This window comes from Luteibacter sp. (assembly GCF_036500425.1).
GTDB lineage: Bacteria > Pseudomonadota > Gammaproteobacteria > Xanthomonadales > Rhodanobacteraceae > Luteibacter.
The window spans coordinates 11704-37929 of record NZ_DASYCB010000015.1 but is presented as its reverse complement, the minus strand read 5'-3'; the positions used below and the strand labels follow the sequence as shown (position 1 = coordinate 37929).

The window sequence follows — 26226 nt, the reverse complement described above, 5'->3', positions numbered from 1 at the left end:
TACCGCGAACGCAACGATGAACATTACGCTCGACGAGATCCAGAACTTCATCGCCGTGGTCGACGCAGGTTCGATCACCAGCGCCGCGCAGCAGCTCGACCAGACGGTATCGGCAGCCAGCCGCACGCTGGCCCGCCTGGAGCAGAAACTGCAGACCACCCTGATCCGCCGGACCACGCGGCGGATCGAACTGACCGATGAAGGCGAGGCCTTCCTCGAACGAGCGCGTGACATCATTGCGTCGGTGGAGGGCGCTGAAGAGGCCATGGCGACGCGACGCGCGCGCCCCGCGGGTCGGCTGCGGGTGGATGCCGCCACGCCTTTCATGTTGCATGTCGTGGCTCCGCTCGTCGCGGGTTATCGTGAGCGCTTTCCCGATGTCGAGCTCGAGCTGCATACCAGCGAGGGCTATATCGATCTCCTGGAGCGACGCACCGATGTGGCATTGCGGATTGGCCGCCTGAAGGACTCCACGCTCCACGCCAAGCCCATCGGCAGTAGCCGAGTCCGGCTGCTCGCGAGCCCTGCTTATCTGGAAAAAAGGGGCGTACCAAAGAAGGTGACCGATCTCGATAGCCACATGCTGTTGGGATTCACCGAGCCCGAGTCGCTCAATGACTGGCCACTGCTCGATGCGCAGCGCCAGCCCATGCACATCAAGCCAGCGATCGCTTCATCGAGTGGCGAAACGCTGCGCCACCTCGCGCTCGGTGGTAACGGCATCGTCTGCCTCTCGGACTTCATGACATGGGAAGACCGCCACGCCGGGGCGCTGATCGAAGTGTTGCCGAAGCTGAATATCGAGTATCGCCAGCCGATCAATGCGGTGTACTACCGCAACACCGCGATATCCGCGCGCATTGCCTCTTTCGTAAATTATCTCGCCGAGACCATAGGCGAAAACGGCTTCTATCGCTGAACGAACGATGGATAAGCGCTGAAGCGTGACCGTGGTCGCACTTCACATGGCATGTATGTCCCGCATGCGTCACGTTACGCGGCAAGAATAACCAGGCTCGCGAACAGGGGACTTCGTGTCCATTTGGGGAACACATCATGTTCAAACGCCATGCGCGCGCCTTCTGCGCCGTTATTGTCTTTGTACTCGCCGGCGCGGCACACGCTTCGGATACTTCTTGCCCGCAGTTGTTCCAGGGCTCACAAGCACCGGATCTTATCGATACCTCGCTCGCCGAACGCACTACCGTGCTTTGTTTCGACGCCTACTCGCTCACGGCGTCGGGTGTCACCAAGGGGCCGCTGTGGTCCGCTGAGCACCTCACCGCGCAGCAGATCAACGATGCGCAGAACACCCCGCGTAAAGACGCATTCCACGCTGAAACCGGCATTCCCGCCGAGGACCGCTCGCAACTCGCCGATTACAAAGGCAGCGGTTACGACCGTGGGCACATGACGCCCAGCGGCGATGAGCCGAACGCCACGGCGCAACGCGAGAGCTTCTCGCTGGCGAACATGGTGCCGCAGAACCACACCCTGAATACCGGCAAGTGGGAGCGGATCGAAACGAGCCTGCGCAACATGGTGTCCGACGATGGCGAGATCTATGTCGTGACCGGCCCCGGTTTCGATGGCCCCACGCCAGATACGATCGGTGCGGATGCGGTGATCGTGCCGAACTATACGTGGAAGGCGATTTACGACCCGGCGGCGGGTGGTGCGGCAGCGTGGCGCTGCACGAACGTGGATGCGACCGTATGCACGGTGGTGTCGATCAAGAGCATCAGCGATGAAACGGGTATTGATCCGTTTCCGGCGTTGAGTGCCAGTATCAAGGCGAATCCGATTTCGTTGCCTTTGCCGAACTGAGGCGGGTTGGTCGCGCGCAGGCGCGCTCCTACAACGTCCGGGCGCGTCCTTTAAGGGGCGCGCTCGGGTGGATTGGAATCGATGACCTGGACTTTCGGGCCGGTGGTCGAAGGCAGGATGTGTTCGTCGGTGGCGAGCAGCACGTCACCGGGCTTGAGCTCGGGCAGGATCTTTTCCATGAACTCGCGCGGTGCCGCGACGCGGTCGGCGAGCGCCTCGTCAACGACCTTGTTGGCTTCATCGCCGTGGCCGGGGATACCGATGGTGATCCAGTTCGGCATGCGCAGGCCTTCACGCGTGGGCGAATTGGGCATGTAGCCCGCCGCGACGATATACGCGTGGGTACCCACAAGCGGATGGGACACCTCGACCTTCGCACGGCCGATCTCGATGCCATTGCGCAACACGATGACGCGCTGATCGGGCACGCTCAGGACCATGGAGATAGGGCCGGTCGGTGAGGCATCGGGATTCCAGCTGTACATCGCACCGTTCATCAACGGTGCGACGGCCAGGTCCTTGCCATTGCGCGGGTCGATCGGAATGACCGCGCTCGGATGAACCACGGTGACGGGTGCCGTGCCTTCTTCTGCCACGACCACGGTCATGCCCATGTTGGTCGCCGCGAACAGCAGTTTCGCGAACTCGGTTGGCATGTGCACGCAGCCGTGCGATTCCGGGTAGCCCGGCAGGCCGCCCGCATGCAGCGCCACGCCATCCCAGGTCAGCCGCTGCTGGTACGGCATGGGTGCGGCGTTATACACGTTGGATTTGTGGTCCTTGTCCTTCTGCAGGATGGTGAAGACACCGGTCGGTGTCTCGTGCCCCTTCTTGCCCGTGCTGACCGTGGTGACGCCGACCAGGATGCCGTTGCGGTAGGCATACGCGCGCTGCTCGGTGAGGCTCACGATGACTGCCATGGGACCGGGCGCCATCGGTGCGCCACCCCAGATCCATTCGCCGGCTTTCAGCGCGGAAGGCGGCGTGTCCGCGGCACTGGATTGCTTCGCGCCCCAGGTGGGCACGGCAGCACCGGCGGTCGTGGCGAAGGCCAGGAACAAGGCCACGCTGGCGAGCAAACGGGTCATACGGAAACTCCCTTGGTGCTTTGACCCTCGAGGGTAATGCCAACGGTGGGTTCGGCGCCCTCAGCCAAAGGTATGGTCGGGCGGTGTCCTGTTTCGCCGGTAAGTATGCTCAGCATCGCACCGCGCGCACCCGGTGCGCGACCCAGCGGGCCGAACACCGCGTCGCGGCACCAGCCGAGCGGCGTATAGCCGGACTGGAACAGCGGCGTGAGCCAGCGGCTCATGCGCTGGTAGATGCGCACATGGGCGTGGCGCTGCTTGCGATAGGCGGCCAGCGCGGCGTCCAGGCTGTCATGCGCGGCAAGCGAATCGGCCAGCGCGGCCGCATCCAGCAAGGCCATGTTCACGCCCTGCCCTAGCTGCGGGCTCATGGCGTGGGCGGCATCGCCGATGACCACCAGGCGCGCGTGGTGCGGCGCCTTCAACACCACATCGCGGTAACGGGCGCGGTTGAGCTGTTCCGCGCGATGCAGGTGGGCGAGGTGTGGGGATATCTCCGGCCAGATGCCGTGCACCGCCGCTTTCATCGACGCCACACCCGCGTCATCGAACGTATCGACCCGGTCGCCCGGCAGGCTCCAGTAGAAGGTGACCCAGCGCCCTTCATGCCCCGGCCGCGTGCCGACCGGCAGCATGCCGATCATCGCGCGCGTACCGGCGTAGCGCTGCAGCAAGGTATGCGGTGATGCCCAGTCGTCGATCCGCAAAAGGCACCACACCGCGCCCCAACGGTATAACGATTCGCGACGGACGTTGCCCGTGCACTGTGGGCGCACCGTCGAATGCGCGCCATCAGCCGCGACGACCAGGTCGAACGGGCCGTGGACGCCGCCAGCGTCATCGAACAACTGGTGGGAATGTTCGTCATAGGCGCGGATGCGGACGCCGGTGCGGACCTGCGCGGCGTCGGCATGCGCGCCACGCAGCAGTTCGAACAGCGCGCCGCGGGTCATGCCGAGACCGAAGCAGCCCACCCGGCGGTCCGCGTAGCGCATATCCATGACTGCCCGGCCGCGCGGCGTGTGCCCCTGCAACTGGTCGATGCGCTGGCCCAGGGCCAGCGCCTGGTCACCCAGGCCCATCCGGGCGAGCACGGCCAGCCCGGTCGGCTGGAGCAGGAACCCCGCCCCTACCGGCCCTAGCGACGGGCTCTTTTCGAACACGGTAACCTCATGGCCCTGTGCGGCGAGCAGGATGGCACTGGCCTGCCCTGCCGTTCCGTAGCCAACGATCGCGATTTTCATGGTGCCTCCCTGTCCTGCCGAGCATACCAAGGCGGTCTGTCGAAAACGCCCCGGCTCGTTCGACGAAGGAGGAGAACCCCCGTTCGTAGCGAGGAACCGCCCGTGACGCTGAAGTTGTATGCCCACCCCTTCTCGTCGTACTGCCAGAAGGCACTGATTGCCCTTTACGAAAATGGCACGGCCTTCGACTGGAAGATGCTCTCGGCGGATCACCCGGAGATTTATGCGGAGTTCGCCGAACTTTGGCCGCTGAAGCGGTTCCCCGTTCTGGTCGATGGTAAGCGTGTGGTGACCGAGGCCAGCACGATCATCGAGTACCTCCAGCTGTACCACCCCGGCCCAGTGCCTCTGCTGCCGACGGAACCGAAGGCCGCCCTGGAAGTGCGCAACCTGGATCGCTTCTTCGACAACTACGTATCGACACCGCTGCAGACGATCGTCGGCAACGCCCTGCGTCCGTCCCACCAGCACGACCCGTACGGCGTCGAACAGGCGCGCTGCATGCTCGATCACGCCTACGCGTGGCTGGATCAGGCCATGGACGGGCGCATCTGGGCCGTCGGCGAGGCATTCAGCCTGGCCGACTGTAGCGCCGCGCCGGCACTGTTTTACGCCGACTGGGCCCACCCGATCGAGCCCCGCTTCAACCATGTCCATGCTTACCGGAAGCGCCTGCTGGCCCGGCCTTCCTTTGCCCGGGCCGTCGACGAAGCCCGGCCCTATCGCGCGCTTTTTCCCCTTGGCGCGCCCGATCGCGACTGACCAGGAGATACCGCATGAGTGCCCAACCCCTCACGCCCGCTACCGATCTCGCCGCGCGCAGCCCCATGCGCATGCCGAACGAAAGTGCCGAGTACCGCACCGCGCGCACGGCCTTGCTCGCCGAAGAAATCGAGTTGCGCCGGCAGATCGAACGCGTTGCGGAGATGCGCCGCGCACTCCCGCCCGGTGGCGTGGTCACCGGCGATTACCAGTTTGTGGGTGCCGATGGCCCGGTCGACTTCAAAGGCCTGTTCGGTACAAACCAGACCCTGGCGACCTACAGCTGGATGTTCGGCCCGCAGCGCGAACGGCCATGTCCCATGTGCACCTCGCTACTTTTCGCCTGGGACGGCGAGGCGCGCGATATCGAACAGAACATGGCACTGGCGGTGATTTCGCGCTCCCCCGTTGAGCGCATGCAGGCATTCGCCCACGAGCGCGGCTGGCAGCACCTGCGTTTCTTCACCGATACCAACGGCAACTTCAGCCGCGATTACTACGCGATCGACGACCAGGGAAACGATATTCCCGGATTCAACGTGTTCACCCGCCGTGACGGCAGCGTGCGCCACTTCTGGTCGGGTGAGATGGGTTTTGAGTCCTCCGACCCAGGCCAGGACCCGCGTGGCGCACCCGACCTCATGCCGCTGTGGACCGTGATCGATTGCACGCCAGAGGGTCGCAGACCGGATTGGTATCCGAAGCTGGATTACTAAGTAGCAAATATCGCGAGCATAAAAAAACCCGCGGGGATCATCGCGGGTCATAGGGAGATTCAGCGAATTCGGTTGAAACTGCGTTCGCCGCCGGAAGGGTGGCTTTTCTGGTGCGCCACGCGTTCGTCCGGACTTGTGGGCGGCCCGCCGTCCATGGCGGGTCGACCGGAGCCGACGTTACGACTTAGAAGTCGTAGGTCAGGCCAAAGCGGACGTAACGCGGCGTGCTGCGGTACAGCGCGCTGTCGTAACGCGAGAGGCGGGCCTCGCTGCTGCCGTAATAGGCGTAAGCCGTGGTCGTCTCGATGTTGTTGAAGACGTTGTAGACCATGACGTTGAACGCCAGCTTGTGGTCCGCGAACGCCGGGCGGTACTCAGCATTCAGGCTGAGGACCTTCTGCCACGGGTAGCGGTACGTGCCCGGAGGCGAAGGCTGGCCACCGCACCAGTGGTAGTACGGACCCGCGTACGCCGGCTGGGTTTCTTCCGGACCGTAGTAGCCAAGGCAGCTACGCGGCTTGCCCGAAGCGATGCTCAGCACCGCGCCAACCAGGAATTCCGGGTTGATCTGGTACGAACCGTACAGCTTGAACACGTGCTTCTGATCGTTCGACTGCGCTCCGTTGGCGTAGCTCATCAGCGAAGCGAAGTCCCAGTCCTGCGTGGCCGAGATGTCGTCCTGGCCGATATCGGACTTCACCTGGCCTTCGGAGTTACCGTAGCTGCGGCTGAAGGTGTACAGCGCCTTCGCCTGCCACTTGCCATCGAACGGATGCTCGAGGCTCAGGTCGATGCCGTAGTACTTACGCTTGAGCTTCGGGAAACCGAAGTCGGCGTTGGACATCGGGACATCGAAGTACCCACCGTTGCCATCCGAGATCTTGAACGTGTTCGAGCGGCCCGGATTGAACAAGTAGCCACCCTGGATGTTCGCCGGGTCGACGTCGTAACCGAGCGACTGGGCCTTGGTCAGGATGCTATCTGCATCGGCCACGTCATCGATGGCGTTGCGCAGCTTGCGCCAGGTCACCTTCGCGCCAGCCACCCATTCCGGGCTCAGTTCCGTCTGGAAGCCGAGGATGGCTTCGTCCTGGTACTCCGACTTCAGGTTGCTCGCGGCGGCCGTCTTCGGGTCGCGCGGCTGGCCGTATTCGGCATTGCTCGAGACCGGACCACCCGTGGAGGTCGCGATCTGGGTCAGACCCTGCGGGATACCTTGTCCGTCGATGCCCGAGTAGGTGTAGTACTGGTTGGTGAACAGCGAGGCACCGGCCGAGCGCAACGCCACGCTGGCGGGCAACGCCAGGTAGTAGCGGCCGGCGCTGGCCCACACCTTCATGCTCGAGTCGCCATGCACGTCCCATGCCGCGTTGATGCGGGGCGCCCACTGCGGGCTGGTGAGCTTGAGGTAAGCGACGCTATCCGGGTTGTAGTTGGTGAACTGGTCGTTACGCAGACCGACCTTCACCAGCCAGCGATCCGTGACCTGCCAGCTGTCTTCGATGTACTGGGCGCGCTGCTTCACGCGGACCGAGGCGGCCGTCTTATAGATCTGCTTGTTGACGATATAGCCTTCCGCACCGTTGGGGTAGTTGCCCGGGGCGTCGACGAAGGCCGTGCCGTTATCCAGGATCGCCGTGCCCGGCGCGACATGCGAGTAGATCCATTCGTAACCCGGGCCCGACGTGTTGTCGCCATCGTCCATGTCATGGACGTCCTGGTTATCGATACCGGCGGTGATCGTGTGATCGCCGATGTGGTACGAGACGTCGAAGCGGAGGTTGCGGTTGGTCGACTTGTGGCGCGGATCGGTGAACGTCGCGACGGTCTGCGTGTTACCGATGTTGCCGCCGTAGATCGGGTTCTGCTGGTCAGGACTGCTGACGAACGGAAGCGTCGGATCGTAACCCGGGATCTCCGAGTAGTACGTCGACTTCAGCTTGCCGTACAGGGCGGTGATGGTCAGGTCGTCGGTGATGTAGCCGGTGTACTTCAGGACGCCCAGGTCACCGGAGTTCTTCAGCGAGATGTCGCCGCTGTTGTACGCACCGGTCTGACGGGTCGCGTAGTCGAAGTCGTACAGGTTACCGGCGTACTGATCCTTGCTCGACGCGAAGGTCGCTTCAAGGTGGTGGTCGTCGGTGATGTTCCAGTCCAGCTTGCCGTAGTAGCGAGGGTCGCGGTAGCTGTACTTGGTGTTGAACGGCAGGGTCACCGCGCCGACGCTGTTACCCTGGGTCTTTTCGTACTCTGCTGAGATGAAGAAGAACAGCTTGTCCTTGATCAGCGGGCCGGACGCATAGGCACTGGTGGTGGCAACCCACGACTTGTTGGTGTCGAACTGGCGGTAGATCTTGCCGGCGTTCGGGCCCTGGGTGTAGTCGGTGTTCTTCGGGTCGCCCTTGAGCGAACGCGGGGTCCAGAGCATCTGCGCACCGAAGTGCCACTCGTTGGTGCCCCGCTTACCGATCTGATTGAGCACGCCACCGTCGGAACGGCCGTATGCGGCGCCGTAGCCACCGGTCAGCACTTCCTGCTGTTCGATCACGTTGTACGGCAAGGTGATGCCGCCGAAGCCACTGACTGGATCGGTGGTGTTGAAACCGTTGATGTAGTACGCGTTCTCCGTAACCGACGAACCGCTGAACGAGACCAGCGCATTACGGGTCGGGCCGGCGAAGTACGAGCTGCCCGGGACGACGCCCGGCGCCAACAGCGCGATGGCTTCGGCGGTGCGGCCCAGCGGGTACTTGGCGAGCTCCTGCGAGGTCACGACGGTGCGGGAGTCAACGCTGGACACGTCGATGGCCGGAAGCGTGTTGGCCGAAACCGTGACGCTCTGCAGGTCCTGCGCGTTGCTGGCACTAGCCGCAACGAACGAGATCTCCGAGCCGCGGCCGACGACCACCCCCACGTTATCGCGCGAATCGACGACGGCACCGTCTTTCAGCAGCGAAACCTTGTACTTGCCGATCGGCAGCTCAGGCAAGGTGTAGCGACCATTGGCGTCAACGCTGACTTCGCGCGTCTGGCCGGTATTGCTTTCGATGCGGATCGTTTCGCCAGCGGCGGCGGGCGCCTGGCCGTAGATCGAGCCCGTGGTGGACTGCGCGAACACAGCAGCCGAGGGCAGGGCGAGCGCCGTGGCAATGGCGACGTGGAGCAAAGAACGACTAACGACGGTCGCGTTACGCGACCGAATCGATGAGAACATGCAAGTTTTCCCCCAGAAAAGAGCGAGTCAAAGGCCTCGCCAGGTCAGTTCAACGGCGGCCCCTCCCTAAGGGTGTCGCCGAGGTTGCCGAGACAGCTGGTCCGAGAACCAATTGCCGCGGCATGTTTTTTTACGGTAGACGTCGCCTCCCGGTCAACAATTTATTCATGTTCTTGCGAAGGTGTTCATCCACAAGTGACGGATTCGTACGTTTCCGAGGTACGGATTTGCGCCTTGTGGGTTAGACGTCCATTTGACAAACGAGCCCATGTGCTGCGAAAAACGGGTTCGACACCTGGCGGTGATTCGCGGCCGGGTGACAGGGGAAATGGCGCTCCGGCGCCATTGAGTTCACGGTTTTCGCGGCCGAACGGGCTGCGAGCCGCTTCCGCATCCATGCGGAACGGCGAGTGCAGAGAGAGGAGTACCCATGGTCAGGGGCAGGCAGGGCAGCGACCAGGATAAGAATTTTTCTTACGCCGCCGAGACGGGTCCGGCAGCGGCGAACGCACTAGCTTCGCGAATCCGCGAATCCCGGCAGGCGCGCGGGAAGTCGTTGCAGGAAATCGCCGACGCGCTGGGTATGTCGAAGTCACACGTGCATCAGCTCGAACGCGGGACGAGCGCAAATCCATCATTTTCGATACTTCGCGCGCTTTCGGGCTATTTTGGCGTGTCCATCGCCTTCCTCGTCGGCGAATCCGACGATGAGGAGAACGATGAGGCACGCCTGTTGCAGCGCTGGTTCGCCGAGGCAACGCCGCGCGATCGCGGCGCGGTCATGGCCTTGATGCGGTACCAGCGCACCGCCGTAGCACGCTAAGGGCGACTTGACGCGAGCCAGGAATAGCGCTTAGATACTTAGCAACTTTGCTAAGTATCGAAATATACATGGCCATCGACCAGGTGTTCGAAGCGCTCGCCTCCCGGCCCCGCCGGGAGATCCTGGCCTATCTGTCGGCCACGGAAATGACCGCGGGCGAGATCGCCAGCCGCTTCGACATGAGCGCGCCGTCAATCTCGCGGCACCTCTCGGTGCTCGAATCCGCAGGCCTGGTTAGCAGCCAGAAGCGCGGCCAGTTCGTGGTGTACCAGCTCAACCGGGACAGCCTGGTCAACACGCTCACCGGCTTCGCCTTCGAGATCTGCCCCGTGGGCAAGCCACTCAAGCGCGAATCGCGCCGCATCGCCGCCAAGAAGACCACCGGCTGATCCGCGCCGGCGCCATCGGAAAGGGGAGTTTCCATGCCGTACCGTTCGCAAGCCACCGCTTCGTTTCCCTCTGCCACGATCGTCCCTGCCGGGGGCGGTTTGCCCGTGGAAGTGAACCTCATCGCCCAGCTCGGCCACGGCGCCGGCAGTCAGGTTGCGGCATCCGCCGGCGCGCGCCAGCGGGCCCATCCCTCGTTCATCGATGAGCTCGACGAACCATCGGCACGGCTGGGCGGCACGCACTTTCCGGAGGGTGATGCCACGTCGCTCTACACCTTCGCCGTGGGCGCTAACGGGCATCCGTTCCATCGTCATGCGGGGCACCGGGTGTTTACCGCGGTGTCTGGTAGCAGTGGGACCCTGCTTCGCTTCAGCACGGCGACGCCTGCGGAACTCGCCAGCGATCCGGCGAACTTTGCGCGGGCCCTGCGTCACGTGACCATTCCGCCAGACTGCCTGTTCACGGTGCGCTTCGGTGGCGGTACGTGGCACCAGTTCCTGCCGCTGCACGCGCACGGCTGTCACCCGGCGTTCTTCGCGCTTTCGTGCCATACGAACGAGTTGGGCGGCGAGCTCGACCCGGCCTTGCGCGAACAGGTGCTGGCCGGCGACGCAAGTATTCCTTCACTGACCGAGGTACTGCCCTCGGACGTCCAGGCGTGGCTGGAGCAAACGCCCGTTGACCAGCTGCACATACCGCTGGTTGCGCTGGCACTCGAAGCTGCGCCGGATTCGCTGCAAGTCACGCTGTGTGGCTTCGCCCGCCGTACCCTGGGTGCCGTGCGTGCCCGCCTTGCCACGCTACGCCGCGCGGGTGGATTCCTTCGCGAGACGCTTGGCTGGCAGACGGTGGTGGAACTGGATGCGGTGGATGCCGATTCGCTACTCCGCGAGGAACTCGCCGATCGCTTCGACCATGAAGACGCGTTTCGTCTCGTCCTCGCCGAGCGCCAGCCGGAGAGCACGCGCGCCGAGGTGTTACTCGCCGCGATCCTCGATGGTTTCGTGAAGGATCCGCCGCGTGGCGTCACCCAGCTCATGGCCTTGCGCAATACGTTGGTGAAGCCTTTTGGCTTACGCACATCGCCGCTGGGCTGCCCCGTTTCCTCCCTGCTCGGCCCGGCCGATGCGCGTGTATTCGCGGGGCGCTTCCCAGTGCATGCGCAACGCGTGGCAACGGATGGCTCGCACGCCCAGGTCATCCTGGGCGCGAACGATCGCCATCTTCGCTTCCGCTCCTGCGTCGCCGTGCGCATCGTGGAAGGCAGCGTCGATGTCACCCTGGGCACGCGCGTACGTTGCCACAACACCTTTGGCCACCTCTATATCCGCGCGATCCAGGGTGTGCACAGGCGCTACGTCAGCCCGTCGATGATGCGGCGGGCGGTGGCGTATGCCTTTGCCCTACCTCATCACGCGACCGCCAGACCCGCGGCAACTGTCAGGCGGCTTCCAGTGTGAAGTAAGCCACTTCGCGGCGCAGGCTCTCGGCGCTTTCGCGCATGGCGCGGCTGGCCGACGCAGCCTGTTCGACCAGTGCGGCATTCTCACGGGTGGTTTCGTCGATGACGACGATGGCGCCGTTGACGCGTTCGATACCGCTGGTCTGGCCCTGGGTCGCGGCCATCACGTCGGCCACCATGGTCGACAGCGCGCCCACGCGCTCACCGATGCCGGACAACACGGCGCTTGCACGGTCGACCGACTGGACACCGGCCTGCACCGCCTCGTCGCTTGACGTAATCAGGCCACGGATATCCCGCGCCGCCGCCGCGCAGCGCTGTGCGAGTTCGCGCACCTCATACGCCACCACGGCAAAGCCACGCCCGTGCTCGCCGGCACGCGCCGCTTCGACCGCCGCATTCAGGGCCAGCAGATTGGTCTGGAAGGCGACCTGGTCGACGAGGTCGAGGACTTCACCCATCCGCTCACTGCCCTGCTGGATGGCGCGCATGTTGTCGATGGCGTCCAGGGCGACGCGGTGGCCCTCGTCGGTCATGGCACGCGCTTCAACCACCGCATGGTTTGCCGCGGTGGCATGGCCGAGCCCGCCGCGCGCGGCGTTCGCCATGTCGCGCATGGACAGCGAGGTGTGTTCGAGGTGTTCCGCCTGCGTACGCGTACGGTTGTTGAGGGCATCGTTGCCTTGCGCGATGCCACCGGCGACCTGCGCCACGTGATCGGCGCGGTCGCGCACCTGTACCACGACGTGGCCTAGCTGCGCGTCCATCGCGGCCAGTGAGGCAAGCAGTTCGCCGATTTCATCCTCGCGACCGACGTCGATATGCGCACCGAGCGTGCCGCGGGCGATGCCTGCCGCGACTTCGCGCGCCTGGCGCAGGCGACGCTGCAGCGAGCGGATGATGGCGATGTCCATGACACTCGCTATCAGCAGCGCGACACCGAGCAGGATCGCCGAGAAGACCGCGCCGTGACTCACGGCCGCCTGCTGCGCTTCGGCTTCCGCCTTGCCGTTGGCGAGCGCGAGCTGGAACAGGTTGGCGAAGTCGCTCTTGAGCGGACCGACGGCGGACTGCACGTCGTTGGACAGTTGCAGTGGCGCGATATCGTATTGCTCAGCCTTGAGCAATACGATGACCGCATCGACCGCCTCATCGGCGGCCTTGCGGTGCTCGGCGGCAACCACCAACAGTTTCTTTTGTTGCTGGCCGAGGCCGCTGGCTTCGAGCTCCTTCCACTGCTTGTCGATGTCGTGGCGGTTGGCGCCGATCGCCGTGACGGCATCGTCGGTGGCCGAGGGCAGGCGCGCCAGCGTGGCGTGTACCAGCGAATCGAGCAGGTCGTTGTAGTCGTTCTGGATCCGGCCCACGTTGGCGACCGGGGCGAGGGTCTCGCCCACCACCGATTGCAGGCGGCCGTTGGCCTGGCGAAGCTGCACGCCGCCCACGATCCACAGGGCAAGTAACAGGAGGATGGTGCCGACGAGGCGCAGCGTGAGGCGCGCACGTAACGTAAGGGTGGGAAGGGTCGCGGGGAGGCGCATGGGGGATCGCTCGGGGGGTGGGGGGACAGCCCACCCATCGGCCGCATTTTCGGCAACTTTAGCCCTTGTTTTCCGAATTACTGTTTTATTTCAGCCACTTGAATATGTCGTGACGCGAGAATGTCGTCGTCGTCCCGCCACGTCACCACATGCATCCCGAGGCCGTCGTTCTTGGCCAGCCGTTTGGCCGACGCGGCGAGGCTGGCCACGGCCTCTGCATCGGCCGGCAGGCCCTCGCCGAACCACGCCACGCCGACGGCCACCGTGGTGATCGGGAAGAACCGACGCAGGCCGTGGCGGTCGTCGCTCTCGATGCCGCCGCGCTCACGATCCGCCTCGTCGAACAGGTTGCCGGCCATCGCGTTGAATCGGCGGCGCATGTCGTCGCAACGCGTGGACCAGTCGCCGCCCTGGAACACGACCATGAAGTCGTCGCCACCGATGTGCCCGACGAAGTCCGCATCGTGGCGCAGGTCGCCGGTGAGCACGCTGGCCAGCAGGCGGATCATTTCATCGCCGCGGAAATAGCCGTACTGGTCGTTGAAGGGTTTGAAGTTGTCGAGATCGAAGTACGCCGCCGCGAACGGCCGCCCCGCCTGGAGCAGCCGGCCGATGTGTTCTGTTACCGGCAGGTTGCCTGGAAGGAAGGTCAACGGGTTAGCGTAACGCGCCGCTTCCACGCGGATCTCGGTCACGCGGCGCACCAACGATTCGCCGGTGCCCAGGCCGAGGTAGTGTCCGCCTGAGGTAATGATGAAGCCATCGCTCAGGTAACGCTGGTCCTCGCCGCGCAGGATGTCCGCCATGCTCTGTAGCGACATGTCTTCGTCGCACAACAACGGCTCGGCATGCATGAAACTCGTGCACGGCTTGCGGCCAAAGAGTTCGCGGGCGAAGGGCTGGGCCATGCGTTCGGTGAATGTTCGCCGGTTCACGATGCCCACAGGCACACCGGCATCCACGACGGCGACCGCATGCAGGCGCGGGTGCGCCGCAAACACCTCGGCGATTTCGTCGTTGTTCTGTCGCGGCGCGACGGCAGGTGCCTCGATCAACATATGGCCGGCCGTGAGTGGCCGTGCGGAGACCGGGCCACTGGGCCGCGGTGGTACGGGCACGTGGGCGCGGTGCAATGCGGCAGCAACATGCTCGGGAATCTGTACAACGGGCTCCGTGGAGGGCCGGGCGATGAGGAACCCCTGGGCGTAGGGGATGCCGAGTTCGCGCAGCATGCGCAGGTCGGCCTCATCCTCCACACCTTCACCCACGAGGTCGGCGCCAAGGGTTTCCGCTACCGAGCACAGCGCGCGCACAATCGCGAGACGTTCCGCGCTGCTGGCCAGGCCGTTGATGAGGTAGCGGTCGATCTTCACCACTTCCGGGTGGATCTCGTTCCACATCTCGAAGTTCGAATGGCCATTGCCAAAGTCGTCTAGCGCCACGCGCACACCGCGGGCGCGGAGAAAGCCAAGCGCGTGGGCCAGCCGCGCCGCGTTTTCCACGATGTCGCGCTCGGTCAGTTCAATGGTGACGCGGCCGAGGTCGAGGCCCGGCACCGACAACGCGGCGATGACGTCTTCGGCGGCGACGCCTTCGTGCATCACCGCCTGGGCGCTCAGATTGACCAGCAGCCGGCCCTCGAGACCCAGTTCGACGAAGCGCTCGGCCACACGACGCGCGGCCTTCAATTCGAACTCACCCAGACGTCCGCGTGTGCGGGCCAGGTCGAGCAGATCGGTGGGGGTGAGATCGAGTTGCGGGAATCCGCAGCGGATCAACCCTTCATGCGCCACCACCTGACCGTCATCGACGCGGATGACCGGCTGGAACACGGCCGAGAGCGCGGTCCCGGAGAGGACCTGCTCGATCGGCGATGGCTCGCGGCCGCTGGTGGGATGGCTGGTGGGCATGTCGGGATGGTGGGTGATCTGCCCGGTTATCGGCAGCCAGCCATCCTAACTTTAATAAATCCTTCTAAATCAATTATTTCTGATCTGTGACAGTCGATGTGTCAGCCAGCGCGACGGCGAGCGGATCGAGATTCCATGCATCCACCACGAAGCTCCCCTCACGAACGTGCAGCGGCGTGTAGCCGCAATTCCCGTGACGGAAGGTGGAATAGTCGTGGCTGTTATGCAATGTGCCGAGCAAGGCTGACAGGGACTGACCGTGGGTGATCACGGCGATGCTGCGATAGGGCAGCGCCCGTGTGGCTTCCAGGGCCGCCATGACGCGTGCCGCCACTTCGCGCAGGGACTCGGAGCCGGGTGCGGTGGCGTCGGGGTCCGTGCAGCGCACGACGGCGGTCCATTGCGGGTCCAGGGCCATGCTGTCGAAGTTCTGCCCTTCAAGCGCGCCGAACGAGCGCTCCACAAGGCGCGGATCGACCGAGACCGCGCACCCGGCGATCTCCGCGACGATTTCCGCGGTGTGCAGTGCGCGCCCAAGGGTCGAGGACACCACGTGTTCGATGCCACGCGCCGCGAGGGCGCGGCCCAGGCTGCGCGCCTGTTCAATACCCGCGGCGGTCAGCGGGCTATCTGCCCTGCCCTGCGCGCGGCGTTCAATATTCCAGACGGTTTCGCCGTGGCGGCAGACGATCAGGTGTTCGAGCATCGTGGGGCTTCGCAGCGCGGGGGAATGCCCATGGTAAACCTCAGCGCAACTGGCTGTCCTTGCTCCCGCGCCGGTTATAGCCGCTGAAAGCGGCCTCATCGCGATCGGCCGCCTCCTGGCACGTCACGCACAAACGCACCCCTTGCACAGCCTTGCGCCGCGCCTCGGGGATGGGCTTATCGCATTCCTCGCAGCGCTCCAGCCCAGGACCTTTGGTCATGTGGCTGCGCACGCGCTTCACCGCGTCTTCCACGGTGGCATCGATCTGGTCCTGCACAGCGGTATCACCCGCCCACCCGGTAGCCATGCCGCACCTCCCGGTCGCGCCTGCTTTCTGTAGGAGCGCGCTTGCGCGCGATAGACCTTACATAAGGACAATAACCTGCATTTCAACAGGTTACGTCTTTGCTGCGTGAATCGCGCGCAAGCGCGCTCCTACAGCGGGCGGGTGTCAGGCACGGGGTTCGTCGTAAAGGCCGAATTCGGTGATGCCGGGCTGGCGACCTTTTACCCATAGGCGGATGCGAGAAGCGGTGGTGCGCGGGATCTCGTGGAACTGGTAGGTGGCGGGTGTGCCGCCGCTGGCGATGTCGACCCACGTGCCGCCCTGCTCCACCTGGGCCTTGTACGCGGCGATGCGGCTGGTACTGCCATAGTCTGAGTCGTCACGCGGCTCCACGATCGACAGCGTGTTGAACGCGACCGGCGCGTCGAAGCGCACTTCGATCCAGCCTTCCTCCTTGCCCCGGTCGGCAAGCCAGTACGTGCGGAAATTTTCGTCGAACGCGAGATCGGGACCCACCGCCTCATCGCTCGCACTGGCCCATGCCGGTTTACCCGCGGCCAGGTTGGGCGTGGTGATCGTTACCTGTCGTTCGATCGCTGCCACCTTACCTTCGGGCTTCCACAACGCGCCGATCTCGGCGAGGCGAGCCACGGCGTTGTCGTCGAAACGGCCATCGCGGTTCGGTGCGACGTTGAGGATCAGGTTGCAGTGGTTCGCATTGAACGGTTTCAGCCAGTCATTGACGATGGTCTGCGCCGAGGCGAGTTCGGACGTCGGATACGCTTTCTTCCAGAACCAGTCGCTCTGCAGCGTGGTGCCCGACTGCGACGGTACCGGACTGTTCGGTGGAATCTTCTGCCCTGCATGCTGCTCGTACTGCTTGATGTCGGTGTAGTAGAGCGCGGTGCCCGGGTAGCTACCCGCGTTGTGGTCGGTGAGCAGGCAATCCGGCTGCAATGACTTCACCAGGTCGTAGATCTCACGATAGGGCAGCTGCTCATAGGAGATACGCGACCACGAGGCGTTCCAGCCATCGAGGATCAATGCAGTCAGCGGGCCGTAGTTCGTCAGCAGTTCGGTGATCTGTGCCTTGATCAGGGCGATCTTTTCCGGCGTGACGGTGCGCGCGCGGATATCCTGGCGCAGGTCGAGGATTGAGAAATACAGGCAGACCTTGAGGCCCGCCTTGCGAAATGCTTCCACGTAAGCGCGCACAACGTCGTGCGGATACGCCGACTGCATCACGTTCGCGCTCCCCGTCTTCGTCGGCCACAGGCAGAAGCCATCGTGGTGCTTCGTCGTAAGGCAGGCGTAACCCATGCCGGCGGATTTTGCGGCCCTGGCCCATTGGCCGGGATCCAGGTGTTGCGGGTTGAACAGCTTCGGCGAAAGCAGGGGATCGCCCCATTCGCGTTCTTCGAAGGTCGCCATGTTGAGGTGGATGAACATGCCGAAGCGCAACTCAAGGAAGGCTTGCTGCAGGTCGCGCAACCGTGCGGAATCGACGACGACACCGCGCGACAGCTTTGGCGCTTGCGCGAATGCTTGTTTCACTGGAAACAAACCGCTACCAACCGCACTGGCGAGCGCCAGCGTCTTTGCGAAATCCCGTCGGTTCAACACCCTCTCCCCGCGATGGCATGACGTTCGACTTTCACCTGAGGCACTGGGTGGTGTCAATGCGCCGATAGGAATGTTGGCGTGTCGTATGACCGATCGCGCGCAAGCGCGCTCCTACATGGGCGTTGCGGTGACGTTGATCGCGCGCAAGCGCACTCCTACAAGAGCCTGCGCAGGTCTTGTGTAGGAGCGCGCTTGCGCGCGATGAAGGTACGACATCTTATGAGCTGGCCAACTCACTGAAATGCACCGGAGAAGCGTCCTTGAAGTGTTCAACAAGCAGGTTCACAAAGGCAGACACCTTCGGCGCGACATGGCGCTGTGGCGGATACAGCGCCCACACTTCCGTCGCACCGCCTTCGATGAAGCCCCAGCTGACCAGGCGTCCGCTTGCGATATCGCCCGCGATCAACGACGCAGGAAGCATCGCGGCGCCCGTGCCTTCGAGCACGGCGTCATACACCATCGCCATGGACGAGAGGCGCAACACCGTGCGTGGCGCGATGGCGATACGCTTTTTTCCAAGCGTAACTTGCCAGGCATCGCTTCGTGCCATGACAGGAAGCACGATGGCGGGAAACGCATCGCCATCGCGAGGCCGTGGCAACGCGGGCACGGCGGCCACGACATAGCGATCGCGCAGAAAACAGCGGCCCGCCAGTTCTGTCGTCGGCTTGGGGTTCGCACGCACGATCAGGTCGAAACCCTCGGCTAACGGATCGACGAAACGATCGTCCGCGACGACCTCGAGTTCGACGGCGGGGTATAGCGCTGCATAACGCGACGCCAGGCGTCCAACGCCACGCTGTGCAAACAATACCGGGACGCTGATGCGCAGGCGCCCGCGGGGTCCTCCGGCACCCGCCGTGAGATCCGCAGCGACATGCTCGATATGGCTGAGCATGCCTGCGGTTTCGCCGTGGAGCACGGCGCCTTCCTCGGTGAGGCGGAAGGGCCGTGCGCCGCGCTCCACCAGGCGCACGCCCAGGGCGTCTTCCAGTTCGCGTACCCGGCGCGAAAGCGTGGCCTTGGGACGCCCGGTGGCGCGGCTGGCTGCGCCAAAGCCGCGATGGGTGGCTACAGCGCTGAAATCGGCGAGGGCGAGCAGGTCCATGGCCTTTTGTTCCACCAGTGAGACGAGATGTCTCATCTTAACGGCTATCGTACCGTAGGTGAGACGCGCAACCTGTGCTTATTCCAACCGCACAGGAGTTTTCCATGAGCATCCTAGTAACTGGCGCCACGGGCACCGTGGGTTCCGCCGTCATCGAACGTCTTGCCGCCGCGGGTGCCGACGTCCGCGCCCTCACCCGCCGCCCGGAGCAGTACAGCGGCCCGGCTGGCGTTCGTGCCGTAGGCGGCGATGCCGCTGACCCTAACGCGCTGCGCAACGCCCTGCAGGGCGTCGACACGGTCTTCGTGCTGAATCCGGTCACGGCCGACGAGCTCAACCAGGGCCTGACCGTTCTCACCCTGGCCCGCGATGCCGGGATCCAGCGTTTCGTGTATCTCTCGGTGCTCAACGCCGAGACCTTCACCGACGTGCCTCACTTCGCCGTGAAATACACGATCGAGCGGATGATCGAGCAGTTCGACCTGCCGGCCACGGTGTTGCGCCCGTCGTATTTCATGCAGAACGACGCGGGGCTGAAGGGTGCCGCCGCGTATGGCGTGTATCCCATGGCCCTCGGTAACGTCGGCATCGCGATGATCGATATTCGTGACATCGCGGATATCGCTGCCGCCGCCCTGCTGCGTCGTGCGCGGGCCGCAGGACCGTTGCCACGCGAAGTTATCGAGATGGCGGGACCGGATGCGCTGACCGGTGTCTCCGCGGCGAAGGTCTGGGCCGATGCCCTTGGACACGATGTGAACTATCTGGGTGATGACCTCGACGCCGCAGAAGCCGCCATCGCAGAACGCGCGCCAGCGTGGGCCGCATACGACCTGCGGCTGATGCTGGGCCGGTTCCAGCGCGATGGGATGCTGGCCAAGCCTGCGGCGCGCGGCACGCTGCGTACGCTGTTGGGGCGTGAGCCGCGTACTTATGCAGACTTTGTTCGTGACGTGATCGCTGGGGTGTAGTGGGCGCTTCGCGGGATCGCGCGCAAGCGCGCTCCTACAGGGGGCGTTGCGGTGCGGTGGATCGCGCGCAAGCGCGCTCCTACATAAGATCTGCGCAGGCTTTTGTAGGAGCGCGCTTGCGCGTGATTCAGGTTGCCGCGGCGCGCAGGGTGGCGATGTCGAGCTTGGTCATGTGCATCAGCGCGGCGATCGCGCCGGGGTTTTGCGCAAGCGTGTCAATGTCTTCCGGACAGATCTGCCACGACAGGCCGTACTTATCTTTCAGCCAGCCGCAGGCCTGCGCATTGGGATCGCCACCGGCTGAGAGCTTCTCCCAGAAGTGGTCAAGCTCCGCCTGATCCTTGCAGTACACAACCAGCGAAAACGCTTCGCTGTGCTTGAACGCCGGGCCGCCATTCAGCGCGGTCACGGGCTCGCCATCGAGTTCGAAGCTCACCGTCATCACCGAGCCCAGGCTCTGGCCCGACGCTTCCGACGGTTCCTTCGTGTAATGCGAGGTCGAGGTGATCCGGGAGTTCGGGAAGATCGAGGTGTAGAACTTCGCCGCCTCTTCGGCCTGGGTATCGAACCAGAGGAACGGTGTGATGCGACGGAACGGGCGGCTCATGGCAGGCTCCTGTGTGGTGGCGTCTACCTCTACGTCGATCAGGTGCCTGCGTTTTCGACATCCGTGTCGCGCTTGTGCTGCGGGTCACCCGATCCGGTGTTTTCCGGTTCCACCGGCCCAGGCGGCTGCCCGTGCGTGGGATCACCCGAACCCGTGGTGGGGTCATCGTAGGTATCGCGAGGCGGCATGGCGGCGTTCCCCGGCAGGTCAGTCCAGCGAGAGAACCACCCCACGCGTCAACGCCACGCTCACGCCCGCCGGGCCAGCCCCACGCAGAAGTCCACGAAGGCCCGTACCTTCGGTGGCGCGTGGCGACGGCTGGGGTAGAACGCGTACAGCGGAAAGGTCTCTTCGGCATAGTCGGGGAAGAGTTCGACGAGGCGGCCATCGTCCAGTGCGTCGCGGACACTGACCTCGAGCACCTGGGCGATCCCCGCGCCGGCAACGCATAACCCGTACATGGTCGCTGAATCGGCGACCAGGATGGGGCCGGCGGTATCGACGGTGGTGACCTTACCGCGGCGGTGAAACTCCCAGTCGTACGGCCTGCGGGTCACCGGGTCGCGGAACTGGATGCAGTCGTGTCCAGCAAGGTCCTTCGGTGTCCGTGGTGTTCCATGGGCAGCGAGATAGACGGGCGCTGCCACCGTGAGCACCCGCGTGTCGAGCAGCTTCCGGGCCACCAGCGACGACGATTCGGGCACACCGAAGCGGACGGCGACGTCGATGCCTTCGGCGATCAGGTCGCCGATCTCATCGCGGGTCACGATCTCGATCTCCAGCTGCGGATGCGCCGCGAGGAAGCCTGCGAGCTTCGGCGCCACCACGAGCCGCGAGAACATCGGGTCCAGGCTCACCCGTATCCGGCCGCGCACGGCGTGCGCATCACCGGCCGCCGACAGTGCCGCCTCTTCGATGCCGGACAACAGCGGTCCCACCTGGGCGACCAGGCGTTCACCTTCGTCGGTGAGGTGCACCGAGCGGGTGGTCCGCTGCAGCAGGCGGACGCCCAGCCGGGTCTCGAGACGGCCAATGGCACGACTGACGCCAGAGGGTGAAAGACCCAGGGCGTCCGCGGCGCGGGCGAAATTGTCGGTCTCGACGACGGAGACCAGGACGCTGAGATTGCCGAGGAGGCGGCCGTCGGTGGACATGCAGGTAAACTCATGACTGGATGTCACGAAAGATCGACCGATCAAGCCCTTGGGTCAATAACCCTTTCGGTCAGAACCAGAGCCGTACCCCCGCGACCCAGCGCCTGTCCGTGACCCGGCGGCCCTGTTCACTGGCCAGGTCGGCCGTGCCGCCGGTGAGGTGCTCCCACGCGACGCCCACATAAGGCGCGAAGGCGCGGGTGAACTCGTACCGCAGGCGCAGGCCACCTTCCACCGATGCGATGCCCGAGCGAAGGCCGCGGCGCTCGTCATCCTTACCATACGCATTCACCTCCAGCTCGGGTTGCAGGATCAGGCGCTGGGTGAAGCGCAGTTCGTACTCCGCGCGTACCCGCGCCGCGGTACGCCCACCCTGGCCCACGTAGGCCGTGGCTTCCAGTTCGAACCAGTACGGCGCGAGGCCCTGCAGGCCGAACGCGGCCCACTGCCGTTTCGGTCCCTCGCCAAAGTCACTGCGCACGCCGAGCTGCGTGTCCCAGAACGTGGCGACCGCATGGCTCCAGAACAGCTCCGCATCACCTTCATGCGGGCGCCCGCCTGCGCGCTCACCTTCGCTGCGGAACCAGAGCTTGTCGGTGTCGTTACCGTAGAAGCCTTCCGCCTCCCACGACTGGCCGTGCCCGCCCTGCCCGGCGAACGCTTCGACGCGATCGAGCAGCAGCATGGCGTTGGGCGCGGTGTCGTCCATATCGTGCATGGCCATGCCCTGCATCGCGGACGGCGCGATGCCATCGGAATAGTCTGGATTGCGCGCATCGGGTGGCGCGGTGCCGCCCTGCATCGGGCCCATCTTCATGCCGCCCATCCCACCCATGTCATGGTCGGCGTGGGCGTCGGACGCGGGTGTTGGGTGCGACAGCGGCTGCGGCTGCTCCACGGCGCTGTGGTCCATACCCTCCATGTGCTGCATGTCCTGCGCCGCCACACCAAGCGGGCACAGTGCGATCGCGAGTAACCAGCGTCTCATGACACCACCACTTCGCGGAACATCCCCGCTTCCATGTGGAACAGCATGTGGCAATGGAAGGCCCAGCGGCCGGGATTGTTCGCGGTCACCGCGTAGCTCACCTGCTGCGCGGGCTGCACATTCACCGTGTGCTTGCGCACCAGGAATTCGCCCGCGGGGGATTCCATCTCGCTCCACATGCCATGCAGGTGGATCGGGTGATTCATCATCGTGTCGTTCACCAGCGTGACACGCAGGCGCTCGCCCTTGCGGAAATGGATCGGCTTCGCCTCGGAGTACTTCTGCCCATCGAAGCCCCACGCGAAGCGTTCCATGTTGCCGGTGAGATGCAGCTCGATGGTACGTCCCGGTTCGCGTGTATCGATCGCGCCACCCACGGTATGCAGGTCGGCATAGCTCAGGACGCGGTGCTTGCGCTCGCGCAGCCCCACGCCCGGATCGTCGAGGTTGGTCCGCGGCATATCCACGCGCATGTCGTTATTCGGGCCGTATTCCGTATTCGCGTGGTGGGCCATAACCATGCCACTGTCCGTGGCGTCGTCCGCCATGGAGCCCATCATGTCGCGCATGGCCAGGCGTGGCCGTGGATCCAGCGCGGGTACCTCGGCTTGCATGCCAGGACGGGGCGCCAGGGTCGCTCGTGCATAGCCGGAGCGATCGATCGACTGGGCGAATACGGTGTATGCGCGATCGTCCGTGGGCGTCACGATGACATCGTACGTTTCCGCCGCCGAGAGTCGCAGTTCGTCCACGTCTACCGGCACGATGTCCTGCCCGTCCGCCGCGACGACCTGCATGCGCAGGCCCGGGATACGCAGGTCGAAGATCGAATTGGAGGATCCGTTGATGAGGCGCAGCCGCACGCGCTCGCCCGGCCGGAACTCACCGGTCCAGTTGCCAGCAGGCGCCGTTCCATTGACCAGGTAGGTGTAGGTGGCAGCGGAGACGTCGGCCAGATCGGTCGGGTTCATCCGCATCTGGTTCCACATCCGGCGCATGGTGACTGCGTCGTGGAAACCCTTCTCCCGTGCATCGCGCAGGAACCCGGCCAAGGTGGGCTGGCCGTAGTTGTAGATGTCCGAACGCGTGCGCAGCTTCGCGTAGATGCGCTCGGGATCCTCATCGCTCCAGTCACTGATGAGGATCAGGTGCTCGCGATCGGCGTGGTACCGCTCTCCGCCCGTCGGTTCGATGACAATGGCGCCGTACAAGCCGCTCTGTTCCTGGAAGCGGCTATGCGCGTGATACCAGTACGTGCCCGCCTGTTTCGCCGGAAAGCGATAGGTAAAGGGGGTGCGCGGCGGGATGCCATCGAAGCTGAGCCCGGGCACGCCATCCTGGTCCGCCGGCACGATAAGCCCATGCCAGTGCAGCGAGGTCACGGTATCCAGCCGGTTGTCGATCGTGATGCTTACGTCGTCACCTTCGCGCCAGCGCAGCGTCGGCCCGGGCACGCCGCCGTTCAAGGTGACCGCCTTACGTGCGCGGCCGGTGAAGTCCACCGCGGCCTCGCACACCGCTAGCCGGAATGCGGGGCCCTGCAGCGAGGCCATGCGCGGCATCGGCGCATCGACCTCACCTGCGCGGATGACGCCGGCGGCCAGGCCCACGCCAGCCACCGCCAGCCCTTGGACAAAGCGGCGGCGCGAGGGGTCGAACAAGGCAAGACGGCGGCCGTGCATGGCGTGCGAGCATCCAGTGAAAGCATCGGGACGCCGAGCGTACCGATGCCAGCTACGGCCCGACAACTCTGGAGCAGGCTCCGAGCGGCTGCACAGCCTTTTCACCGCCACGCTCCAATCATCCAGCCATGAGCCTCCAGGACATCGTCACTCATGCCGGGGTCACGCCGAAGACGAGGCGTGTATCGGTCGCCACGCTGACGAAAGCTGTCGCGGCGATCAAGGGCGCGAAAAAAGCCAGGGCCAGCGCCGCCTTCTTTCCACCGCAACTGGCACGCCTGAGCGAGGCACCACCGCACGGTGACGGGTGGTTGCACGAGGTGAAGTGGGATGGCTATCGGATCCTCACGGGTATCGCCGACGGCGAGGTCAGTGTCTGGTCACGCAATGGACTGCCTTGGAACGAACGGATCCCGGAGATCGTCGAGGCGATCGAAGCGCTTGGCCTCGACAGTGCGCGTCTGGACGGCGAGCTCATCGCCCTCGATACGCAGGGCCGGAGTGACTTTAATGCCCTGCAGAAGACCCTTTCTGGTGAGGCGCAGGCGCCGCTCGTGTACATGTTGTTCGATGTGCCTTACCTGCAGGGTTTCGATCTTTCGCGCACGGCACTGGTCGAACGCAAGGCGTTGCTCGAACGCCTGCTCGCACATGCCCCACCCCATCTCGGCTATAGCGGACACAACGTGGGTGATGGTGACGCGGTGTTCGCCTTGGCGATGAAGGAGAAGCTCGAAGGCATCATCGCCAAGCGCGCGGACGGTCCATACCACAGCGGCCGTAACGACGACTGGCTGAAGATCAAGCGCCTGGAGGCGGATGAGTTTGTCGTGATCGGTTATACGCCGGCCAAGGGCTCCCGGGTGTCCTTCGGCTCGCTGTTGCTCGCCAAACCGGGTGTGAAAGGCCGATGGACTTACGTGGGCCGTGTCGGCACTGGTTTCACCGAGGACATGCTTCGCGAGCTCGGCAAGTCGCTCGCCAAGGGCGGAGCGAAGACTCCGCCGGTACCGCTCGATGGCATCGATCCCCTGCTCCGCGGTGCCTTGTGGGTTCAACCCAAGGTGGTTGCCGAGGTTTATTACCGGGGCATCGGCAACCTGGGCCTGCTACGTCAGCCGAGCCTGAAGGCGCTGCGGATCGACAAGGCACCGAAGGACCTGCGCGATAGCGATCGAGCCCCGTCCGCATCCACCAAAACGGCGGCGACGAAGGCCGCGAGGAAGAAGCCCGTGGGCAGCGACGAGATCACCATCACGCATCCGGATCGCATCGTGTACCCGGACGACGGCATTACCAAGCAGGACGTCGCCGACTACTACAAGGCGGTGATGCCCTGGTTCCTGCCGCCGATCGCCGACCGGCCGATGCCCATGCTGCGTTGCCCGGGTGGCATCGGTGAGCACTGCTTCTTCCAGAAACACATGATCACGGGCCTGCACCATGTCGGATCGGCAAAACTCAAGGAAGAGACCGGTACCCAGGCCGTTTACCTGTATCCGAAGGACGCCACCGGCTTGATGGAACTGGTCCAGTTCGGCGCGATCGAATTCCACCCCTGGGGCTCCCACGTCAAGACCTCGAATGCTGCGGATCGCGTCATCTTCGATCTCGACCCGGGCGATGGCGTGGCATGGAAACGCGTGATTAACGCGGCACGCACGGTTAGGAATTTTCTCAAGCAGCTCGGTCTCACCTCCTTCGTACGGACCACGGGCGGCAAGGGCCTGCATGTCGTGGTGCCGCTGGCGCCCGCCGCCGACTGGGAGACCGTACGCACGTTCGCGCGTGGCTTCGCCGAGGCCCTGGCGCAGGCCCATCCGCTGGAATTCGTCGCCACGGCCGCGAAGAAGGTGCGCGTGGGCAAGATCTATATCGACTACCTGCGTAATGGCCGCGGCGCCACGGCGGTGGCCTCGTACTCGCTACGTGCCCGCGCGGGTGCGCCGGCGGCGGTGCCGTTGCGCTGGGATGAGCTCGGCAAGCTCAAATCCGGTGCCGACTTCAACCTGCACACGGTACCCAAGCGTCTGGCTCGCCAGAAGAAAGATCCGTGGGAGGGCATCGACGCGGTGCAGCAAAGCCTGGATGACGTGGTAGCGCGGCTGGGCCTGTAGACTG

The 26226-nt window shown here is 64.5% G+C and carries 23 protein-coding genes; 9 read left to right on the top strand and 14 right to left on the bottom strand.

The window, feature by feature from the left end; all coding sequences use genetic code 11:
• Nucleotides 1-16: 16 nt before the first annotated feature.
• Complete coding sequence (locus VGN46_RS03035) at nt 17-919, top strand: LysR family transcriptional regulator (protein ID WP_331640484.1); 903 nt, start codon at nt 17-19, stop codon at nt 917-919.
• A 137-nt stretch (nt 920-1056) separates the two neighbouring features.
• Nucleotides 1057-1827: a DNA/RNA non-specific endonuclease gene (locus tag VGN46_RS03030; protein WP_331640482.1), complete on the top strand. Its 771-nt coding sequence runs from the start codon at nt 1057-1059 to the stop codon at nt 1825-1827.
• A gap of 50 nt (nt 1828-1877) precedes the next feature.
• Here the strand turns inward: VGN46_RS03030 and VGN46_RS03025 are convergent, their stop codons facing one another.
• On the bottom strand, nt 1878-2915 hold the full coding sequence (locus VGN46_RS03025; RefSeq protein ID WP_331640480.1) for a L,D-transpeptidase: 1038 nt from the start codon (nt 2913-2915) through the stop codon (nt 1878-1880).
• On the bottom strand, nt 2912-4159 hold the full coding sequence (locus VGN46_RS03020; RefSeq protein WP_331640478.1) for an NAD(P)/FAD-dependent oxidoreductase: 1248 nt from the start codon (nt 4157-4159) through the stop codon (nt 2912-2914). Before VGN46_RS03020 ends, VGN46_RS03025 begins: the two co-directional genes overlap by 4 nt.
• 102 nt (nt 4160-4261) lie before the next feature.
• Between VGN46_RS03020 and VGN46_RS03015 the strand changes: the two genes are divergently transcribed.
• Both VGN46_RS03015 and VGN46_RS03010 read left to right on the top strand, forming a co-directional pair.
• On the top strand, nt 4262-4921 hold the full coding sequence (locus tag VGN46_RS03015) for a glutathione S-transferase family protein (RefSeq protein WP_331640476.1): 660 nt from the start codon (nt 4262-4264) through the stop codon (nt 4919-4921).
• A 14-nt stretch (nt 4922-4935) separates the two neighbouring features.
• Nucleotides 4936-5637 (top strand): DUF899 family protein, encoded by a 702-nt coding sequence (locus VGN46_RS03010; protein WP_331640474.1) that lies wholly within the window; start codon nt 4936-4938, stop codon nt 5635-5637.
• A gap of 184 nt (nt 5638-5821) precedes the next feature.
• Here the strand turns inward: VGN46_RS03010 and VGN46_RS03005 are convergent, their stop codons facing one another.
• Nucleotides 5822-8851, bottom strand: a complete 3030-nt coding sequence (locus tag VGN46_RS03005; protein ID WP_331640472.1) for a TonB-dependent receptor — start codon at nt 8849-8851, stop codon at nt 5822-5824.
• Nucleotides 8852-9281: 430 nt separating this feature from the next.
• On the opposite strand from VGN46_RS03005, the gene VGN46_RS03000 reads away from it, so the two are divergent.
• From VGN46_RS03000 to VGN46_RS02990, 3 genes are all read left to right on the top strand, one after another.
• Nucleotides 9282-9674 (top strand): helix-turn-helix transcriptional regulator, encoded by a 393-nt coding sequence (locus tag VGN46_RS03000; RefSeq protein ID WP_331640469.1) that lies wholly within the window; start codon nt 9282-9284, stop codon nt 9672-9674.
• A gap of 68 nt (nt 9675-9742) precedes the next feature.
• A complete protein-coding gene (locus VGN46_RS02995; RefSeq protein ID WP_331640467.1) occupies nt 9743-10063 on the top strand; it encodes a metalloregulator ArsR/SmtB family transcription factor in 321 nt (106 codons plus the stop codon).
• A 33-nt stretch (nt 10064-10096) separates the two neighbouring features.
• The gene (locus VGN46_RS02990; protein ID WP_331640465.1) at nt 10097-11524 is read left to right on the top strand and encodes a DUF2867 domain-containing protein; all 1428 of its coding nucleotides are present in this window, start codon (nt 10097-10099) and stop codon (nt 11522-11524) included.
• Here VGN46_RS02990 and VGN46_RS02985 read toward each other — a convergent pair.
• The 6 genes from VGN46_RS02985 to VGN46_RS02960 form a co-directional block, all read right to left on the bottom strand.
• Nucleotides 11505-13067 (bottom strand): methyl-accepting chemotaxis protein, encoded by a 1563-nt coding sequence (locus VGN46_RS02985; protein WP_331640463.1) that lies wholly within the window; start codon nt 13065-13067, stop codon nt 11505-11507. The genes VGN46_RS02990 and VGN46_RS02985 overlap by 20 nt on opposite strands.
• Before the next feature lie 77 nt (nt 13068-13144).
• Nucleotides 13145-14977 (bottom strand): GGDEF domain-containing protein, encoded by a 1833-nt coding sequence (locus tag VGN46_RS02980; protein ID WP_331640461.1) that lies wholly within the window; start codon nt 14975-14977, stop codon nt 13145-13147.
• 73 nt (nt 14978-15050) lie between these two features.
• Entirely contained in the window at nt 15051-15683 is a 633-nt protein-coding gene (locus VGN46_RS02975; RefSeq protein WP_331640459.1) for a histidine phosphatase family protein, read from the bottom strand.
• 40 nt (nt 15684-15723) lie between these two features.
• Nucleotides 15724-15990: a DksA/TraR family C4-type zinc finger protein gene (locus VGN46_RS02970; protein WP_331640457.1), complete on the bottom strand. Its 267-nt coding sequence runs from the start codon at nt 15988-15990 to the stop codon at nt 15724-15726.
• Nucleotides 15991-16134: 144 nt separating this feature from the next.
• A complete protein-coding gene (locus VGN46_RS02965; protein ID WP_331640455.1) occupies nt 16135-17589 on the bottom strand; it encodes an alpha-L-fucosidase in 1455 nt (484 codons plus the stop codon).
• A gap of 220 nt (nt 17590-17809) precedes the next feature.
• Nucleotides 17810-18739, bottom strand: coding sequence for a LysR family transcriptional regulator (locus VGN46_RS02960; RefSeq protein ID WP_331640454.1), 930 nt, complete (start codon nt 18737-18739; stop codon nt 17810-17812).
• Between the two features lie 68 nt (nt 18740-18807).
• Here VGN46_RS02960 and VGN46_RS02955 point away from each other — a divergent pair, with 68 nt between their 5' ends.
• Nucleotides 18808-19674, top strand: coding sequence for an SDR family oxidoreductase (locus VGN46_RS02955; RefSeq protein ID WP_331640451.1), 867 nt, complete (start codon nt 18808-18810; stop codon nt 19672-19674).
• A gap of 127 nt (nt 19675-19801) precedes the next feature.
• Here the strand turns inward: VGN46_RS02955 and VGN46_RS02950 are convergent, their stop codons facing one another.
• The 5 genes from VGN46_RS02950 to VGN46_RS02930 form a co-directional block, all read right to left on the bottom strand.
• Nucleotides 19802-20281, bottom strand: a complete 480-nt coding sequence (locus VGN46_RS02950) for a VOC family protein (protein WP_331640449.1) — start codon at nt 20279-20281, stop codon at nt 19802-19804.
• 38 nt (nt 20282-20319) lie between these two features.
• Entirely contained in the window at nt 20320-20469 is a 150-nt protein-coding gene (locus tag VGN46_RS02945) for a hypothetical protein (protein ID WP_331640447.1), read from the bottom strand.
• Nucleotides 20470-20529: 60 nt separating this feature from the next.
• Nucleotides 20530-21435, bottom strand: a complete 906-nt coding sequence (locus tag VGN46_RS02940) for a LysR family transcriptional regulator (protein ID WP_331640445.1) — start codon at nt 21433-21435, stop codon at nt 20530-20532.
• A gap of 70 nt (nt 21436-21505) precedes the next feature.
• A complete protein-coding gene (locus VGN46_RS02935; RefSeq protein ID WP_331640443.1) occupies nt 21506-22423 on the bottom strand; it encodes a copper resistance protein B in 918 nt (305 codons plus the stop codon).
• Nucleotides 22420-24105: a copper resistance system multicopper oxidase gene (locus tag VGN46_RS02930; RefSeq protein ID WP_331640441.1), complete on the bottom strand. Its 1686-nt coding sequence runs from the start codon at nt 24103-24105 to the stop codon at nt 22420-22422. Before VGN46_RS02930 ends, VGN46_RS02935 begins: the two co-directional genes overlap by 4 nt.
• A gap of 128 nt (nt 24106-24233) precedes the next feature.
• On the opposite strand from VGN46_RS02930, the gene ligD reads away from it, so the two are divergent.
• The gene (gene ligD, locus VGN46_RS02925) at nt 24234-26222 is read left to right on the top strand and encodes a DNA ligase D (protein ID WP_331640439.1); all 1989 of its coding nucleotides are present in this window, start codon (nt 24234-24236) and stop codon (nt 26220-26222) included.
• Nucleotides 26223-26226: the final 4 nt, after the last annotated feature.

Coding starts and splice junctions, on each gene's coding strand:
- ligD (WP_331640439.1), top strand. CDS start 24,234: ATGAGCCTCCAGGACATCGTCACTCATGCCGGGGTCACGCCGAAGACG.
- VGN46_RS02930 (WP_331640441.1), bottom strand. CDS start 24,105: ATGCACGGCCGCCGTCTTGCCTTGTTCGACCCCTCGCGCCGCCGCTTT.
- VGN46_RS03035 (WP_331640484.1), top strand. CDS start 17: ATGAACATTACGCTCGACGAGATCCAGAACTTCATCGCCGTGGTCGAC.
- VGN46_RS02995 (WP_331640467.1), top strand. CDS start 9,743: ATGGCCATCGACCAGGTGTTCGAAGCGCTCGCCTCCCGGCCCCGCCGG.
- VGN46_RS02935 (WP_331640443.1), bottom strand. CDS start 22,423: ATGAGACGCTGGTTACTCGCGATCGCACTGTGCCCGCTTGGTGTGGCG.
- VGN46_RS02960 (WP_331640454.1), bottom strand. CDS start 18,739: ATGAGACATCTCGTCTCACTGGTGGAACAAAAGGCCATGGACCTGCTC.
- VGN46_RS02940 (WP_331640445.1), bottom strand. CDS start 21,435: ATGTCCACCGACGGCCGCCTCCTCGGCAATCTCAGCGTCCTGGTCTCC.
- VGN46_RS03010 (WP_331640474.1), top strand. CDS start 4,936: ATGAGTGCCCAACCCCTCACGCCCGCTACCGATCTCGCCGCGCGCAGC.
- VGN46_RS03025 (WP_331640480.1), bottom strand. CDS start 2,915: ATGACCCGTTTGCTCGCCAGCGTGGCCTTGTTCCTGGCCTTCGCCACG.
- VGN46_RS02980 (WP_331640461.1), bottom strand. CDS start 14,977: ATGCCCACCAGCCATCCCACCAGCGGCCGCGAGCCATCGCCGATCGAG.
- VGN46_RS02950 (WP_331640449.1), bottom strand. CDS start 20,281: ATGAGCCGCCCGTTCCGTCGCATCACACCGTTCCTCTGGTTCGATACC.
- VGN46_RS02990 (WP_331640465.1), top strand. CDS start 10,097: ATGCCGTACCGTTCGCAAGCCACCGCTTCGTTTCCCTCTGCCACGATC.
- VGN46_RS02955 (WP_331640451.1), top strand. CDS start 18,808: ATGAGCATCCTAGTAACTGGCGCCACGGGCACCGTGGGTTCCGCCGTC.
- VGN46_RS03020 (WP_331640478.1), bottom strand. CDS start 4,159: ATGAAAATCGCGATCGTTGGCTACGGAACGGCAGGGCAGGCCAGTGCC.
- VGN46_RS03000 (WP_331640469.1), top strand. CDS start 9,282: ATGGTCAGGGGCAGGCAGGGCAGCGACCAGGATAAGAATTTTTCTTAC.
- VGN46_RS02975 (WP_331640459.1), bottom strand. CDS start 15,683: ATGCTCGAACACCTGATCGTCTGCCGCCACGGCGAAACCGTCTGGAAT.
- VGN46_RS02985 (WP_331640463.1), bottom strand. CDS start 13,067: ATGCGCCTCCCCGCGACCCTTCCCACCCTTACGTTACGTGCGCGCCTC.
- VGN46_RS03030 (WP_331640482.1), top strand. CDS start 1,057: ATGTTCAAACGCCATGCGCGCGCCTTCTGCGCCGTTATTGTCTTTGTA.
- VGN46_RS02945 (WP_331640447.1), bottom strand. CDS start 20,469: ATGCCGCCTCGCGATACCTACGATGACCCCACCACGGGTTCGGGTGAT.
- VGN46_RS02970 (WP_331640457.1), bottom strand. CDS start 15,990: ATGGCTACCGGGTGGGCGGGTGATACCGCTGTGCAGGACCAGATCGAT.
- VGN46_RS03005 (WP_331640472.1), bottom strand. CDS start 8,851: ATGTTCTCATCGATTCGGTCGCGTAACGCGACCGTCGTTAGTCGTTCT.